Here is a 15539-nt window from a genome sequence, read left to right as displayed (position 1 = left end):
CGGTCACCGTCCCTCTCCCGCCGTGCCGACCGAGGCGTGCCACGGGGTGGCGATCCGGGCGAGGCCGCCGAACAGCGCGGCCAGCAGCCCGGTGACGGCGGTCGACAGCACGAGCGCGGCCCACATCTCGGGCATCTGGTAGCCGAACATCGCGTACAGCAGGGCGAGTCCGAGGCCCTGGTCGGCGCCGACCCACTCGGCGATCATGGCGCCGATGAACGCGGCGGGCGCGGCGATCTTCAGGGACGCCACGAGCGCGGGCAGCGCGTACGGCAGCCGGAGCCGCAGCAGCTCCTTCGTCCGGCCGAGGGCGAGGATCCTGCCCAGCTCCCGCACCCGGGGGTCGGTGGCGCGCAGCGCGCCCGCCAGGTTGACCAGGACGGGGAAGAACGCGGCGAGCAGCGCCACCACCGCCTTGGAGGTGAAGCCGAGCCCGAGCCAGGCGACGAGGGCGGGCGCGAGGCCGATCACCGGGATGCTGTAGAGCATCAGGGCGAGGCGGTGCAGTCCGTCGCCGACCGCCCGGAACCGGTCCATGACCAGGGCGAGCAGCACGGCGAGGAGCACCCCTCCGGCGAACCCGGCCGCGGCCTCGCCGACGGTGGCCCAGGTGTTGCGGACGTAGCCGTCCCGGCCGTCCCAGAGGACGCCGAGGATCCTGGACGGCGGCGGGAACGCCCCGCCCGGTCGGTAGGCGGAGCGGCCGTAGAGCTCCCAGGCGGCGAGGAGGACGGCGTAGACGGCCACCCCGATCAGCAGGGAGGCGCGGCGGCTCATCGCGTGCCGGCCGAGGACGTCGGTCCCGGCCGCGCGGCGCCGGCTCACAGACCGGCTCCCGCGTAGGCGTCGGTCAGCAGGGCGGTCAGCGTGCGCTCGTACTCGGTGAACCGCGGCAGCAGCATGGTCTCGGCGGTGCGCGGGCGAGGCAGGTCGATGTCCAGTTCGGCGATGACGCGGCCGGGGCCGCGGCCCATGACCAGGACCTGGTCGGACAGGAACACCGCTTCGGAGACGTTGTGGGTGACCAGGACCGCGGTGGTGCCGGTGCTCATCCAGATCCGCTGGAGTTCGTCGTTCATCTGGCGGCGGCGGATCTCGTCGAGGCCGTTGAACGGCTCGTCGAGGAAGAGCAGCCGGGGCTTGAGGATCAGCGCGCGGGCGATCGCCACCCGGCGGGCCATGCCGCCGGACAGCTTCGCGGGCAGGGCCTTCTCGAAGCCCTCCAGGCCGACCAGCCGCAGCAGCTCGGCGGCGCGCTCGCGGCGCTCGGCCTTCGGCACACCGGTGACCTGGAGGGGCAGCTCCACGTTGGCCTGGGCGGTGCGCCAGGGCAGGAGCACCGGGTCCTGGAAGACGAAGCCGAACTCGCTTTCGCCGCGCGCCTCGGCGGGGGAGCGGCCGAAGATCTCGACGGTGCCGGTGGTGGGCGGCACGACGTCCGACAGGATGCGCAGAAGGGTGGACTTCCCGCAGCCGGACGGGCCGATGAGGCTGCAGAAGCTGCCTTCGCGGACGGTGAGGGCGATGCCGTCCAGTGCGGTGAAGTCGCCGCCGCCGACGTCGAACCGCTTGCCGATGCCGGTGGCGCGGACGACCCCCGTTCCGCCGTCGGCGGTGCGCGGCACGGGGGCCGGAAGGGCGCCCTTCGAGGGGCTCATACCCGGCCCGCTTCCGCGCCCGCGGCCCGGTCGGTCAGGCCCAGCAGCCGGGCGAGGTTGGCGCCCTCGACCAGGGCCCGGTCCTTCTCGTCGGGGATCGCCCGGGCGATCTTCGCGCGTTCCAGGTCGAAGTGGCTGCCGGGCCAGTCGGTGCCCATGACCAGCCGGCCCGCGCCGAGCCGCTTGTAGGCCATCTGGACCTCGATGAGCTGGGTGCCGGAGGTCTCCAGGTAGATGTGCTCGTTGCGCTCGGCCACCAGGATGGCCTCGTTGACGTTCCAGATCGTCCCCATGTGCGCGATCAGCAGCGGCACCTCGGGGAACGACCGGGAGATCTCCTCGATGGACAGCGGCGCGCAGAACGGATCGTCCAGCGCGTTCACCAGGATCATCAGGCCGTTCTCCCGGCAGGCCTCGAAGATCGGGTCGAGCAGTCCATGGTCGGCGAAGTGGTAGCCGTGCATGGTGGGGTGGAGCTTCAGCCCGCGCAGCCCGTACTCCTGAGCGCACGCGGTGACCGTCTCGACGGCGTCGGGGCGGCGCGGGTCGACCTGGCCGAAGCCGACGATCCGGTCCGGGTACGCCGCGACCGTGCGGGAGATGAACGCGTTGTCGATCATCTGCCCGAGGGAGCAGCCCACCGCCATGTCGACGCCGGCCGCGTCCATCGACGCGATCATGTTCTCCGGGGTGTAGGACTCGGCGGTCAGGTAGTCCGAGGTTCCCCCGGCCTGCCAGACGTTGTTGTACGCGTCGATGATCACGGGTGCTCCGCTTCGTTCGGGTGATCGGTCCTGTGCGGTGCGGCGCACAGGCGGCGGCGTTCCCGGGCCGCCGCGGGGAGGCGGCGCCCGGGGCGCGGGCTCAGGACAGGAGGGAGGTGCGCCCGCCGTAGGCGGCTTCCAGCACGGAGGTGTCGACGACGTCGGAGGCCTTGAGCGACTTCGACAGCGTGCCCACCTCCACCAGGCCGTCGATGATCTCCTGCATCTTCGCCGGGTCGACCTGAAGGACGCCCTTGGGCGAGGCGATGAGGTCCTTCTGGAACTCGGCGGTGGCCACCTCGTCCGCGGCCTTCAGGCCGCCCGAGTTCCAGTCGGTCGCCACGAGCCCGCCGATCTCGGCGGGGTTGGCGTTCATGTACTCGTGGCCCTTGATGGTGGCGCGCAGGAAGCGGACCAGGTCGTCGTGGTGGTCGTCCAGCTGGTCCCGCGTGGTGACCAGGACGTTGCCGTAGCTCTTGACGCCGAGGTCCTCCAGGTAGAGCACGTTCACCTCGACGCCCTGCTGCTGGAGGGCCACCGCCTGGGAGGTGGCGTAGCCGGAGTAACCGGAGGCCTGGCCGGTGGTGAGCTGGGTGGGGTCGGTGCCCGCCGGCACGAAGGTGACGTTCTTGACGCCGGCCTTCTTCACCAGGGACTCGAACTGCTGGCGGGAGGCCTCGGTGACGGCGATGGTGCGGCCCGCGAAGTCCTCGATGCCGGTGATCGGGTCGCTCTTCTTGCTGATGATCGCGAACGGCGACGTCTGGAAGATCGCGCCGTAGACGACCAGGGGCCTGCCCTTGGCGGCGGCGACGAGGACGTTGGTGTTGTCGTCGTCGCCGGTCATGGCACGACCGGAGGCGATCTGCTGCCAGGCGAGGATGTTGGGGCCGCCCGCGGTGAAGGTGGTGGAGATCTTCTCCGCGGCGTAGTAGCCCTTCTTCTCGGCGGCGTAGAACCCGCCGTACTGGGTGAGCTTCAGCCAGCCGAGCTGGTCCTTGACGGTGAGGGTGCCGTCCGACGACGTACCGCCCGACGACTCTCCGCCGCAGGCGGACAGCAGCCCGCCCGCGGCGAGCACTCCGGCGCCCGCGCCGAAGAGCCTGAGGACCTCGCGCCGCCCGTGCACACCGCCGCGCGCCCCACGTGACCTGTTCATGTAAATCCTCCAGCGGACATCTGCGACGGAAGCTGCAGGCCAGAGAGGGTCTTCCGGCCGCACGACAAGCCTCGCAACGCGCCCGAGGCGCCCGCAATGAGCGATCCATCGGTGGAAGGACCCAGAGCCTTGACAGAACGTCCACACCGCAACAGCCGGATAAACGGGCCGAAACAACGGGGCAACACGGAGCCCGAGAACGCCCTCGGACCTCGCGCGGCGAGCACCGCCGACACAAGGTCGGATGACGGTGGGTCAGCCCGTGAAGAAGCGGTCGGCGAAGGCGGACCATGGGGCTTGGAAGTCGGTGGCAGGACCGATCGCCGAGATCTCCGGGCACGCCGCTCCCTTCCGGCCGGTGGAGCCGCCCCACGACGCGATGATCGGGCGGAACGGACCGCCGCCCAGGGAGAGGCCGCGTCGAGGTCCCCGGCCTTGAGAGAGCCACCTCAAGGGATCGGGTTCACCGTCGCCTACCGACGTTCATCGTGGCATCGCCGCGGGTCGGCAGCCCTCGCCCTCGGGCGACGCGGATCTTCGGCTCCGCGACGCGGCCCGCCAGGAGGTCGGAGAACGCGTAGCCGCGCAGTTCGGTGAAGGCCGCCGTCCAGACCATGTCCTCGGTCGCGGTGAGGGAACGCGCGAGGTCGCACATCCCTCCCCGCGGCATCGCCGACCGGCCGACGTCGCCGTCAGGGCGGGCGCGGTCGACGGGAAGGGCTCGGCCGGGTGGGGGCTCATGACGCGGTGAGCGAAGGCGGGGCCGTCTGATGCGGGGCTGGAAGCCGGAGCGGCGCGCACCCCGGTGGGGTGCGCGCCGCTCCGCGAGTGCGGGAGGTGCTGGTCTAGCGGGTGGCGGCGGTGCGCTGCGGGCGGCCGTGGCCGCCGGCGCGGCGGGGATTGCCGGAGCCGGAGCGGCGGCGGCCGTTGCCCTGGGCGGTGCGGCGTGGGGCGGGCTCGGCCGCGGGCGCGATGACCACCGGGATGCCGGACGGGGGCCGGGCGCCGGTGATGCGGGTGAGGAGGGCTTCGCCCGCGGCCACGCGGGCCTCTGCGGGGGTGATGCCGGCGGTGCGCATCATCCGGTCCATCTCGCGGCGCTGGCCGGACAGGACCAGGGTGACGACCGTGCCGGACTCGCCGGCGCGGGCCGTGCGGCCGCCGCGGTGCAGGTAGTCCTTGTGGTCGGTCGGCGGGTCGACGTTGACGACCATGTCCAGGCCGTCGATGTGGATGCCGCGGGCGGCCACGTTGGTGGCGACCAGCACGTTGACCTCGCCCGTGCGGAACTGCTCCAGGGTCCGGTTGCGCTGCGGCTGGGACTTCCCGCCGTGCAGGGCCGCGGCCCGGACGCCGCTGGACAGCAGCTTCTTGGTGAGGCGGTCGGCGGCGTGCTTCATGCCGACGAACATGATGGTGCGCCCGTCCCGGGCGGCGATGTGGACGGCCGCGTCCAGCTTGCCGGCGTCCGAGACGTGCAGCAGGTGGTGCTCCATCGTGGTGACCGCGCCAGCCGACGGGTCGACCGAGTGGGTGACCGGGTCGCTGAGGAAAGTCCGGACCAGCCGGTCGACGTTGCGGTCGAGCGTGGCCGAGAACAGCATGCGCTGCCCGCCGGGCTCGACCTGGTCGAGCAGCCGGGTGACCTGCGGCAGGAAGCCCATGTCGGCCATCTGGTCGGCCTCGTCCAGGACGGTGATGCCGACCTGGTCGAGCCGCACGGCGCCGCGGTCGATGAGGTCGGCGAGCCGGCCCGGGGTCGCGATGACGACCTCGCAGCCGCGCTGGAGCGAGGAGGCCTGCCGGCCGATGGACATGCCGCCGACGACCGTGGTGAGGCGGCTCCGCACGGCGTCGGCGTACGGGGTGAGCGCGTCGGTGACCTGCTGGGCGAGCTCGCGGGTCGGCACCAGCACCAAGGCCAGCGGCTGGCCGGGCCGGGCCCGTTTCCCGGCGATCCGGGAGAGCATGGCGAGCCCGAAGGCGAGCGTCTTGCCGGAGCCGGTACGGCCCCGGCCGAGCACGTCGCGGCCGGCGAGCGCGTTGGGCAGCGTCGCGGCCTGGATCGGGAACGGCGAGGTCAGGCCCTGCGCTTCGAGGGTGGACAGCAGCGGGGCCGCCATGTCCATCGAGGCGAACTCTTCGACCGGCGGAAGCGCGGGCACGGTGTTGACCGGCATCGCGAACTCGCTGTGCCGAGTGGCGGGCTGGGTCTTGCGGGGGGAGTTTGAGCGGTTCGGCCTGCGCTGGGGTGCACGGGTCATGGGATCGACCTTCCTCGAAGCGGCACGTATCGAGGAAACGAACCCAAGTACGAACCAGTGTGGGAGCAGACAGCCCGCGGGGGCTCGCAACGCGATGCGTGCGAGCCCCCGCGGGAGGTGAAGCTCTTAGGCGGGAACGATGTTCTCGGCCTGCGGGCCCTTCTGGCCCTGGGTGACGTCGAAGGAGACCTTCTGGCCCTCCTGCAGCTCACGGTAGCCCTGAGCGGCGATGTTCGAGTAGTGGGCGAAGACGTCGGCGCCGCCGCCGTCCTGCTCGATGAAGCCGAAGCCCTTTTCCGCGTTGAACCACTTCACGGTGCCAGTAGCCATAGGTGAATCTCCTCTGAAGGCGTGCGTGGAGCCCGCGGTTTGCGAACCCCTCAGCTGCCGAGTTGGCCCCGTCAGGAATAACCTGTCAAACAAAAAAAATGCGCTGCCGCCAGCCAGGTGCCTGCGGAGCGCATAAAAAGTTTATGGAAACCACTACTACAGTACAGCTAACGACGACTATAGCGCTTGTCTCCGCAGAAAGCGAACGGGACGAAACCACCCGCTCTGGCCTGCGGCCGCCGACCCGGTCCGTCAGCGGCCGGCGTCGATGACGGGGAGGGCGGCGGCGACGACCATGCCCGCGCCGATCGCGGCGTCCAGCTCGGCGCGCGCTCTGGCCTCCTCCGCCGGGATGCGCCCGGCGACGCCCAGGACGGACCGGCTGCCGCGGGCCATCGCCGTCCAGTCGACGGGCAGGTCCTCGCCGTAGAGGCGGAGCCTCAGCCCACCCGGCCCGCGCAGCACGGGGTCGGGCCCGGCGCCGACCTCGACCGACCAGGCGGCGGTCGGTGGACGCGCGGTGAATGAGCCCGTGGCGATGACGAGCTGCCAGCCGTCCCCGAGCAGTGCCGAGACGAGGACGTTCGTGCCGTGTTCGGTCTCGCCGTTGGGGTCGCCGATCAGCAGGAGCGGAGTCGTGCGCCCGTGCCCGTCGACGTCGACGGCGAGGACGACCTCGAGAGAGTCGGGCAGCCGCATCGCGGTCACCCTGCCCGGCTTCCGCGGCGGCGGGGACGGACCTGGTGCCCGGAGTCGTGTGCCACGGCGCCACCCTACGATCGCAAGATCCCGGACCTTCAAGCGCCCCCGGCCCCGGGCGGCGAGACCGCGGCGACCGCGCTCCGGCCCGACGTCCGCCGTCCCGGTGCGCCTCGACGAGGACGGAGGCGACCAACCGCCGGCGACCGCGACAGACGCCCGCTTTATCGGCCCGGTGGGAGCATGTGCGGCATGGGGTGGGGTCCGCAGCTGAGGGTGATCCGGTCGGCGTTGTTCGCCGGTCTCGCGGTCGCCTTGGCGTGCGGGCTGCGCCAGGTCGTCACCGGGAACGCGGTGCCGGTGGTGCTCGTGCTGGGGGCCTTCGCCGTCGTGTTCGCGCTCGCGCTGGCACTGAGTGCGGGGGAGCGGCGCTTCGTCTCGATCGTCGCCGTGCTGGTGCCGCTGGAGCTGCTGCTCAACGCGCTCCTCAACATCGGCCAGAACGCCTGTCCGCCCGGGCTGGGCGACCTGGTCTGCGGTGGTTCCGCGCAGTACACCCCGCACGGGGACGGCTCGATCGCGCTCGGTGCCGGGCCGATCGCCGTCCTGCTGCTGGTGAACCTGGCCGCCGTCCTTCTGCTCGCGTGGTGGCTGCGGCGCGGTGAGATCGCGGTGGTCGCGGTCGCCGTGGCCGCCGCGTTGCTGCTGTGGCGCGGCTGGTCGGCGCTGCTGGTCCTGTCGGCCGCCGTCCCCGCCGCGGCCGAACGGCCGTGGACGCCCCGGCCCGACGGCCCACCGGTCGTCCGCGGGGCCCAGGACGTCCTGCGCTCCGGCACGGGCCGCCGCGGTCCGCCCTTCGTCGTTCCGGCCTGACGGACGCCCCTGCCTTCCAGCGGCCTCCGGTCATGGCCCATGCGCTTCTTCCCCGCACTCTTCAGTGCTCTCTTACGCATGCGAGGACGACATGACCGGCAAGACCTCAGGAAACACCTCCGGCGACGCCCGGAACAAGAGCTCGGCACGCGTCGAGATCGAGCGGCGGCGCGCCGCGGAACGGCGAGCGGGACTCCTGCGCCGCGCGCTCATCGGCGCGGTCGCGGTCCTGGCCCTGGCCGGCGCGATCTTCGTCGCGATCAAGACGGCGGACACCGGGCCGGCCGCGAACGGCCCCCTCGTCGCGCCGGCGCACGCGCAGGGCACGACGGTCACCTACGGATCGGCCTCGGCCCCGCGCACTCTCGATCTCTTTGAGGACTTCCGCTGCCCGGTCTGCAAGAACCTGGAGCAGACCCAGGGCACCGAGATGCAGGCCCTGGCCGATGAGGGCAAGATCAAGATCAACTACCACTTCGGCACCTTCCTCGACCGCAACCTGGGCGGCGAGGGCTCCCTGGCGGCCCTGGCCGCCGCCGGAGCCGCGCTCGACCAGAGCGTCGCGAAGTTCAAGGCCTTCCACGACGCCCTCTACGCCGCCCAGCCGGAGGAGTCCTCCGACGCGTTCGCCGACCCCGACACCCTTCTGGAGATCGCGGCCAAGGTGCCCGGCCTGCGCGGTTCGACCTTCGACCGGCAGGTCCGCGACGGCGTCTTCCGTCCCTGGGCCTCCCAGGTCTCCGCGGCGTTCGACTCCAGCGGCGTCCAGGGCACCCCGACCGCGCTCCTCGACGGGACCGAGCTCGACCTGGCCTCGGGCTCCCTCCGCACCCTCGTGGAGCAGGCGAAGTGACCACGACCGCCGACCCGGGGCGCGACGCGGCCGCACGCTCCTTCGCCTGGACGATCGCCCTCTCCGGAGCCGTGGGACTGGCGGTCTCGGCCGTCCTGACCCTGGAGAGGATCCGGCTGCTGGAGAATCCCGGATACCGTCCCAGCTGCAACATCAGCCCGATCCTCAGCTGCGGCACGGTCATGAAGACCGAGCAGGCGGCCGCCTTCGGCTTCCCCAACCCGCTCCTCGGCCTGGTCGCCTTCGCCGTCGTGCTGACGCTGGGCGCCGTCCTGCTCTCCGGGACCGCGCTGCACCGCCGCATCTGGCTGGGCCTGCACGCCGGCAGCGTCGCGGGCCTGGTCTTCGTCCACTGGCTGATCTTCCAGACCCTCTACCGCATCGGCGCCGTCTGCCCCTACTGCGTCGCCATCTGGATCGTCACGATCCTCCTGGCCTGCGTGACCGCCGTCCGGGTCCGGCGCCTTCCACCCCGCGTGGCCTGGCTCCTCCCCGTCCTCTGGTACCTCGCGATCGCCCTCCTGATCCTCAACCGCTTCTGGTTCTACTGGCGCACCCTCCTGTAACCGCCCGGCCCACGCGGCCCGACCTGTCCGGGCACCCCATCTACGACGCGCTGATCCGGGTGCTCGGCCGCGAAGCCGCGGTGCGGTCGCCCTCGGGTCCTTCGAGGTCGCCCAACCGTTCGCGGATCCGGCGGCGCAGCGGGGCGGAGTCAAGCGCCGCCTGCTCTCCCGAGCGGTGCCGGGGCTCCCGTCTGCGTGGCCGTCACCCACGCAGGGCGCCCGCCGCGGGCAGCGCGCCGCCCATCATCGGATGGGCGGCCGCTCCCGCCACGAGGCCGGTGACGGCGCTCAGGGACGGATCGATAGACCTGCCCGTGCTGAACGGGGGCGTCCTGCGGCCGCCCCCACCGCTCAAGGAACTTCTCGACCGCCCGCGCGCTCCGGCTCGGGCGGGATACCCGCGAGCCGACGCCCAGGTCTTCTCCGCTCGCGGACCGCAGAGCCGCGCACGTCCGGATCACAGCTCGACGTCGCGGCCTTGAGCGCGGGCGGTCGATCGGCCAGCCGCGCTCACGGAGGCGCCAGACTCGTGATGGACGGAGAAATCAGCCGCGCGCGAGTCGGGCGGCGGTGGTCAGGGAGTGCGCGCGAACTCATGCCCGGTGTGATCACGCTCACGGTTCAGCGTTTGAGATGGGGGTTCTGCCGAGGCCGGTGGCCATGATGGGGCCGGGGACGGGGAGGTCGGCTCGGGCGACGTCTTCGGCGGGCCAGTTGACCGAGGGGGCCGCGGCTCCGTGTTCGTGCCAGTCCTGGACGGTCGCGGTGGGGACGGTCAGGCGGCAGGCGCGGTAGGCGGCGGGCTGGTCGTAGCGGGGACCGTCGAGGGCGACGCGACGGCCCCAGCCGCGCCCGAGGGCGTCGCGGCACCAGATGGGGTCGCCGGCCCTGACCTGGGGGACCGGACCCGGGTGGGGCAGGAGCTCCGGTCGGGGGTGCGCCGCCGTGCCGTTGCGCCGTTGTGCCATGTCACCGTCCGTCACAGTCCTGTGGTGGGCCACCGGTCTCGTGGGCGACCACGGGAGGCCGCGTGCGCCCGTTCCGTTCCTCGCGCGGCGTGCGGCCGACGCGTCGTGCGAGGTCAGGGCGGGGCAAGTCCCTTTTCTACTACAAGTATGTAGTAGTGGGTGAAAAGTGTCGATCACTGGCTCCTTTGGCGGCTTGACAGCCGACCGCTATCAACTACAAGCTTGTAGGAGATTAGCTTAGCCTTACCTAACCGGGCCGCCCCGCCTCTGGCGACGGCGGATGACCGGCTGCTTCGCCATGCCGGAAAACCCCGGGTCGCCGCTCGCCCCAGGAGGCCTCACCCATGTCCGTCAACCCTTTCGACGACGAGAACGGCACCTTCCTCGTCCTGGTCAACGCCGAGGGACAGCACTCCCTGTGGCCCGTGTTCACCGACGTCCCCGCAGGTTGGACGACGGTTCACGGCCCCGACGCCCGGCGGGACTGCCTGGAGTACATCGAGGAGAACTGGACGGACATGCGCCCGGCGAGCCTCATCGCCGCGATGGCCGAGGACCGGACCGCCTGACGCCGTCCCGAGCCGCCCGCCCCGTCTTCGAAGGCAGAGGTCCCCATGTCCCTGACCCCCACTCCGACTTCCGAGCCGTCCTCCGATCCGCTCGTCACCGCTGCCGCGCTCGCCCGCCGCACCACCGACCCGCACGTGGTCTACGAACGGCACGGAGTCTGGACGTTCGCGGCGGGCGCCGCCGCCGAGCTGCGGCTGGACCGGGAGCGCGTGACGCTCGTTCACGGCGGCACCGTGCGTGAGGAGCCGACCGGCCCCCACCCGCTGCGCCAGGTCGCGGCCCTGCTGTCCGGGCTTCCCTGGCGGCGCGCCTACGGCTGGGCCGCGTTCGAGCTGGCCCACCTGCTGCACGGCTCCGCCGCCGCGGCCGGATCCGGCACGCTGCTCCACCTGCTCGTCCCCGAGCGCGAGATCGTGCTCGGCCCCGACGGGGCGGTGGACGCCTCCGGCGAAGGAACCCGCGCCGAGTACGCCGCGGCCCTCGCCGACCCCGCGCCCCCCGCCGCCCCGCCGCACGATCCCGCCCCCTTCCGCGAGGTCGGCGCCGACGCCTACAAGGCCGCCGTGTCCAGGGCCGTCGCGGACATCAACGCCGGCCTGCTGGAGAAGGTCATCCTCTCCCGCGTCGTGCCCGTCCCCGGCGAGATCGACCTGCCCGCGACCTACGTCGCCGGGCGGCGCGGCAACGACCCGGCCCGGTCCTTCCTGCTCGACCTCGGCGGCGTCCGCGCCGCGGGGTTCAGCCCGGAGACCGTCACCGAGGTCGCCCCCGACGGGTCGGTCTCCACCCAGCCGCTCGCGGGGACCCGCAGCCTCGTCGGCGACCCGGAGACCGACCTCGCGCACCGCCGCGAACTGCTCGCCGACCCCAAGGAGGTCTTCGAGCACGCCATCTCCGTCCGGCTCGCCCAGGACGAGCTGCGCGGGCTGTGCCGCGACGGCTCCCTGCACGTGTCGGAGTTCCTCGACGTGAAGGAGCGCGGCAGCGTCCAGCATCTCGCGTCGCGGGTGTCGGGCGTCCTCGCCGATGGCGTCGGCCCCTGGGACGCGCTCGCCGCGCTGTTCCCGGCGGTCACCGCCTCGGGCATTCCCAAGCCGCCCGCCCTCGACCTCATCGCCCGGCACGAGAGCGAGCCGCGCGGCCTCTACAGCGGCGCGGTCTTCGCCGCGGACGCCGACGGGGGACTCGACGCCGCGCTCGTGCTGCGCTCGGTCTACTCGCGCGACGGCCGGACCTGGCTGCGGGCGGGCGCGGGCGTCGTCGCGATGTCCACGCCGGAGCGGGAGCTGGAGGAGACGAACGAGAAGCTGCTCAGCGTCTCCCGCTTCCTCGTCCCGGCGGCGGCCCCGGCGGCCCCGGAGGTCGAGGGGCCCGACCTGTCCGAGGGCGCGCTGCGCGTCCTGGCCGCCAGGCTGACCGAGGAAGAGCCCGAGGACATCGAGCTCGACGACAACCTCTTCGAGCTCGGCCTCGACTCGATCTCGCTGATGAAGGTCGTCGGGACCTGGCGGCAGGCCGGGGTGGAGGTGAGCTTCGCCGAGCTGGCCGAGCACCCTACGCTCGACGGCTGGACCAAGCTGCTGGCCGCGCGCCGTCCCGCGGCCGTGCCGGAACCCGGGCCCGAGCCCGTGGCGGCCGGCGCGTCCGCCGACGATGACGGGACCTTCCCCCTCGCCGTCCTCCAGCACGCCTACTGGGTGGGCCGTGGCTCGGGCCAGCGGCTCGGCGGAGTCGCCGCCCACCTCTACACCGAGTTCGACGGCGCCGAGGTCGACCCCGCACGGCTGCGCGCCGCGATCGAGCGGCTCGTCGCCCGGCACGCGATGCTGCGCGTCGTCGTCACCGACAACGGTCGCCAGCACGTCGCGGAGACCTCGGGGTGGCGCGGGCTCACCGTGCACGACCTGCGCGGTCTCCCCGGCGCCGAGCGAGAGGCGGAACTCGCCGCGATCCGCGACCGGTACTCCCACCAGATGCTGGACATCGAGGCGGGCGAGGTGTTCGCCACCGCGCTGACCCTGCTGCCCGGCGGCCGGACCCGGCTGCACCTGGACGTCGACATGGTCGCCGCCGACGCCGTCAGCTACCGCATCCTGCTCGCCGACCTCGCCCGCTTCTACGCCGACCCGGACGCGGGCCTACCACCGCTCGCCTACGACTACCCGTCCTATCGCGCGGCCCGTCCCGCCGCCCGCGCCGAGTCCGCGCGGCGCGCCGCCGAGTGGTGGCGCGACCGGCTGCCGTCCCTGCCCGGCGCGCCCGACCTGCCCCGCACACCGCACGCCCCCGACGGGCCGCCGCGGGTCACCCGCCGCGCGGTCACGCTGACGGCCGGGGAGAAGGCCGCGCTCGAGACCGCGGCGCGCGCCCACGGCGTCACCCCCGCGATGGCCGTGGCGAGCGCGTTCGCCGAGGTGATCGGGGCGTGGAGCGCCGAGCCGCGCTTCCTGCTCAACGTGCCGCTGTTCGACCGCGAGCCGGTCCACCCGGACGTCGCGGGCCTGGTCGGCGACTTCACCGGGTCGGTCCTGCTGGAGGTGGACCTCTCGGCGCCCGAGGCGTTCGCCGACCGGGCCCGGCGGGTCCAGGCCCGGATGCACGCCGACACCGCGCACGCCGACTACACCGGGGTCGAGGTGCTGCGCGACCTCACCCGCCTGCACGGCGAGCAGGTCCTCGCGCCCGTGGTGTTCACCAGCGCGCTGGGTCTCGGCGAGCTCTTCGACGCCGAGGTGCGCGGGCGGTTCGGCGAGCCCGCCTGGATCATCTCCCAGGGCCCGCAGGTGCTGCTGGACGCCCAGATCACCGAGCTGAACGGCGGGCTGCTCGTCAACTGGGACTGCCGGGAGGACGAACTGGCGGACGGCGTCGCGGACGCCATGTTCGCCGCGTTCACCGGCCTCGTCCGCAGGCTCGCCGCCGATCCCGCCGCCTGGCGGGAGGCCGCCGGAGGGTTCCTGCCCGAGGGCCAGCGCGAGCGCCGCGCCCGCGTCAACGCCACCGACCGGCCCCGCTCCGGCGCGCTGCTGCACCACGGGTTCTTCGCCCGTGCCCGCACCGCGCCGGACGCGCCCGCGCTGCTCGGCGCGGAGACCGTCACCTACGGGGAGCTGGCCGACCGGGCGCTGCGCGTCGCCGGGGCGCTGACCGCGCGCGGCGTGCGGCCGGGCGATCCCGTGGCGGTGACGCTGCCCAAGGGGCCGGACCAGGTCGCCGCGGTCCTCGGTGTGCTGGCCGCCGGGGCGGCCTACGTCCCGATCGGGGTGGAGCAGCCGGAGGCGCGCGCCGCCCGGATCGCCGCCCGCACCGGCCACCGGGTCGTCCTCGCCGAGACGGGCGGGCCGGAGACCCTTCGGCCGGCCGAGGCGCTGACGGCCGCGCCGCTCGCCGGGCCCCTCGCGGTTCCGGAGGAGACGACCGCCTACATCCTGTTCACCTCGGGCTCGACCGGCGAGCCGAAGGGCGTCGAGGTCCCGCACCGCGCGGCGATGGCCACGATCGAGGACCTGATCGACCGGTACGGGCTCGGCCCCGCGGACCGGACGCTCGGGCTGTCCGCGCTGGACTTCGACCTGTCGGTGTTCGACCTGTTCGCCCCGCTGTCGGTGGGCGGCGCGGTCGTGCCCGTCACCGAGGACCGGCGGGACGCCGAGGGCTGGGGCGCGCTCGTCGCCGAACACGGCGTCACGATCCTCAACTGCGTGCCCGCGCTGCTCGACATGCTGCTCGCCGCCGGCGTACCGCTCGGCTCGACGCTGCGCGCGGTGCTGCTCGGCGGCGACCGGGTCGGCACCGATCTGCCCGCCCGGCTCGCCGCGGCCGCGCCCCGCTGCCGGTTCACCGCGCTCGGCGGCACCACCGAGACCGCCATCCACTCGACCTTCCTCGAGGTCGCCGGGGACGTCCCGGCCGACTGGCACTCGGTGCCCTACGGCGTCCCGCTGGGCAATGTGCGCTGCCGCGTCGTGGACGCCGCGGGGACCGACCGGCCCGACTGGGTGCCCGGCGAGCTGTGGATCGGCGGCGCGGGCGTCGCGCACGGCTACCGCGCCGATCCCGCGCGCACCGCCGACCGGTTCGTCGAACACGAGGGCGGCCGCTGGTACCGGACGGGCGACCTCGCGCGCTACCGGCCCGACGGCGGCCTCGAGTTCCTCGGCCGCCGCGACGATCAGGTGAAGATCCGGGGCTTCCGGATCGAGCTGGGCGAGGTCGAGGCCGCGCTGGCCGCCGACCCCGAGGCGTCCGCCGCGGCGGCGGCGATCGTCGGCACGGGCTCCGCGCCCGTCCTCGGCGCGGCGGTGGTCCCGGTCCCGGGCGCGCCCGAAGGCGTCGCCGCGCGGATCGCCGAGCGGGCGCGCGGTCTGCTCCCGCCGCACATGGTGCCGGGCCGGATCACCGTGCTCGACGCCCTGCCGCTCACCCCCAACCGCAAGATCGACCGCAGGGCCGTCGCCGCCGCGCTCGCGGCCGAGGCCGGCGGCCCGGACCGGGGGCCCGCCCCGTCCGGCGCACTGGAGGAGGTCATCGCGCTCGTCTGGCGGCAGACGCTCGGCCTGGACGGGCTCGGCGCCCGCGAGGAGTACTTCGCGGTCGGCGGCGACTCGGTCCTGGCGACCGCGATCATCGCCCGGCTGCGCGACCTGCTGGACACCGCGTCCCTCTCGGTCCGCGCGCTGTTCGGCGCGCCGACCGTCGCCGGGCTCGCCGCCGCGCTGGTGCGCGGCCAGGCGAGGCCGGGACGGCTCGAGGAGATCGCCGCGGTGGTCTGGGAGATCGAGTCGATGACCGACGCCGAGGTGCTGGCGCTGATGGACGAGGAGGGCGCGGCGTGA

Annotated in this window: 15 protein-coding genes; 5 read left to right on the top strand and 10 right to left on the bottom strand. The window is 73.5% G+C overall.

Annotated elements, in window-relative coordinates; translation table 11 throughout:
- Positions 1-3: 3 nt before the first annotated feature.
- The 8 genes from EDD29_RS23800 to EDD29_RS23765 form a co-directional block, all read right to left on the bottom strand.
- On the bottom strand, positions 4-825 hold the full coding sequence (locus EDD29_RS23800) for an ABC transporter permease (protein WP_123666537.1): 822 nt from the start codon (positions 823-825) through the stop codon (positions 4-6).
- On the bottom strand, positions 822-1658 hold the full coding sequence (locus EDD29_RS23795; protein WP_123666536.1) for an ABC transporter ATP-binding protein: 837 nt from the start codon (positions 1656-1658) through the stop codon (positions 822-824). The genes EDD29_RS23800 and EDD29_RS23795 overlap by 4 nt, the downstream gene beginning before the upstream one ends.
- Complete coding sequence (locus EDD29_RS23790; protein ID WP_123666535.1) at positions 1655-2422, bottom strand: amidohydrolase family protein; 768 nt, start codon at positions 2420-2422, stop codon at positions 1655-1657. The genes EDD29_RS23795 and EDD29_RS23790 overlap by 4 nt, the downstream gene beginning before the upstream one ends.
- A 100-nt stretch (positions 2423-2522) precedes the next feature.
- A complete protein-coding gene (locus tag EDD29_RS23785) occupies positions 2523-3581 on the bottom strand; it encodes an ABC transporter substrate-binding protein (protein ID WP_123666534.1) in 1059 nt (352 codons plus the stop codon).
- A gap of 463 nt (positions 3582-4044) precedes the next feature.
- The gene (locus EDD29_RS23780; RefSeq protein ID WP_123666533.1) at positions 4045-4236 is read right to left on the bottom strand and encodes a hypothetical protein; all 192 of its coding nucleotides are present in this window, start codon (positions 4234-4236) and stop codon (positions 4045-4047) included.
- Positions 4237-4426: 190 nt separating this feature from the next.
- Positions 4427-5845, bottom strand: coding sequence for a DEAD/DEAH box helicase (locus EDD29_RS23775; RefSeq protein ID WP_123666532.1), 1419 nt, complete (start codon positions 5843-5845; stop codon positions 4427-4429).
- A 126-nt stretch (positions 5846-5971) separates the two neighbouring features.
- Complete coding sequence (locus EDD29_RS23770) at positions 5972-6175, bottom strand: cold-shock protein (RefSeq protein ID WP_049562746.1); 204 nt, start codon at positions 6173-6175, stop codon at positions 5972-5974.
- A 252-nt stretch (positions 6176-6427) separates the two neighbouring features.
- Positions 6428-6874 (bottom strand): hypothetical protein, encoded by a 447-nt coding sequence (locus EDD29_RS23765; protein ID WP_148086065.1) that lies wholly within the window; start codon positions 6872-6874, stop codon positions 6428-6430.
- 252 nt (positions 6875-7126) lie between these two features.
- On the opposite strand from EDD29_RS23765, the gene EDD29_RS23760 reads away from it, so the two are divergent.
- From EDD29_RS23760 to EDD29_RS23750, 3 genes are all read left to right on the top strand, one after another.
- Positions 7127-7747 carry a hypothetical protein gene (locus tag EDD29_RS23760; RefSeq protein WP_123666530.1) on the top strand — a complete coding sequence of 207 codons (621 nt, stop codon included), beginning with the start codon at positions 7127-7129 and terminating at the stop codon, positions 7745-7747.
- A gap of 91 nt (positions 7748-7838) precedes the next feature.
- Positions 7839-8600: a DsbA family protein gene (locus tag EDD29_RS23755; protein ID WP_123666529.1), complete on the top strand. Its 762-nt coding sequence runs from the start codon at positions 7839-7841 to the stop codon at positions 8598-8600.
- Positions 8597-9166, top strand: coding sequence for a vitamin K epoxide reductase family protein (locus tag EDD29_RS23750; protein ID WP_123666528.1), 570 nt, complete (start codon positions 8597-8599; stop codon positions 9164-9166). The genes EDD29_RS23755 and EDD29_RS23750 overlap by 4 nt, the downstream gene beginning before the upstream one ends.
- A 202-nt stretch (positions 9167-9368) precedes the next feature.
- Here EDD29_RS23750 and EDD29_RS45625 read toward each other — a convergent pair whose 3' ends face one another.
- Together EDD29_RS45625 and EDD29_RS23745 are read right to left on the bottom strand one after the other, a co-directional pair.
- Positions 9369-9521, bottom strand: a complete 153-nt coding sequence (locus EDD29_RS45625) for a hypothetical protein (protein WP_170201536.1) — start codon at positions 9519-9521, stop codon at positions 9369-9371.
- 259 nt (positions 9522-9780) lie between these two features.
- Positions 9781-10134 (bottom strand): hypothetical protein, encoded by a 354-nt coding sequence (locus EDD29_RS23745; protein WP_123666527.1) that lies wholly within the window; start codon positions 10132-10134, stop codon positions 9781-9783.
- Between the two features lie 344 nt (positions 10135-10478).
- Here EDD29_RS23745 and EDD29_RS23740 point away from each other — a divergent pair, with 344 nt between their 5' ends.
- Both EDD29_RS23740 and EDD29_RS23735 read left to right on the top strand, forming a co-directional pair.
- Positions 10479-10703: an MbtH family protein gene (locus EDD29_RS23740; RefSeq protein WP_123666526.1), complete on the top strand. Its 225-nt coding sequence runs from the start codon at positions 10479-10481 to the stop codon at positions 10701-10703.
- 45 nt (positions 10704-10748) lie between these two features.
- On the top strand, positions 10749-15539 hold the full coding sequence (locus EDD29_RS23735) for a salicylate synthase (RefSeq protein WP_123666525.1): 4791 nt from the start codon (positions 10749-10751) through the stop codon (positions 15537-15539).

This window comes from Actinocorallia herbida (assembly GCF_003751225.1).
GTDB lineage: Bacteria > Actinomycetota > Actinomycetes > Streptosporangiales > Streptosporangiaceae > Actinocorallia > Actinocorallia herbida.
This window is presented reverse-complemented; position numbering and strand designations above follow the sequence as displayed.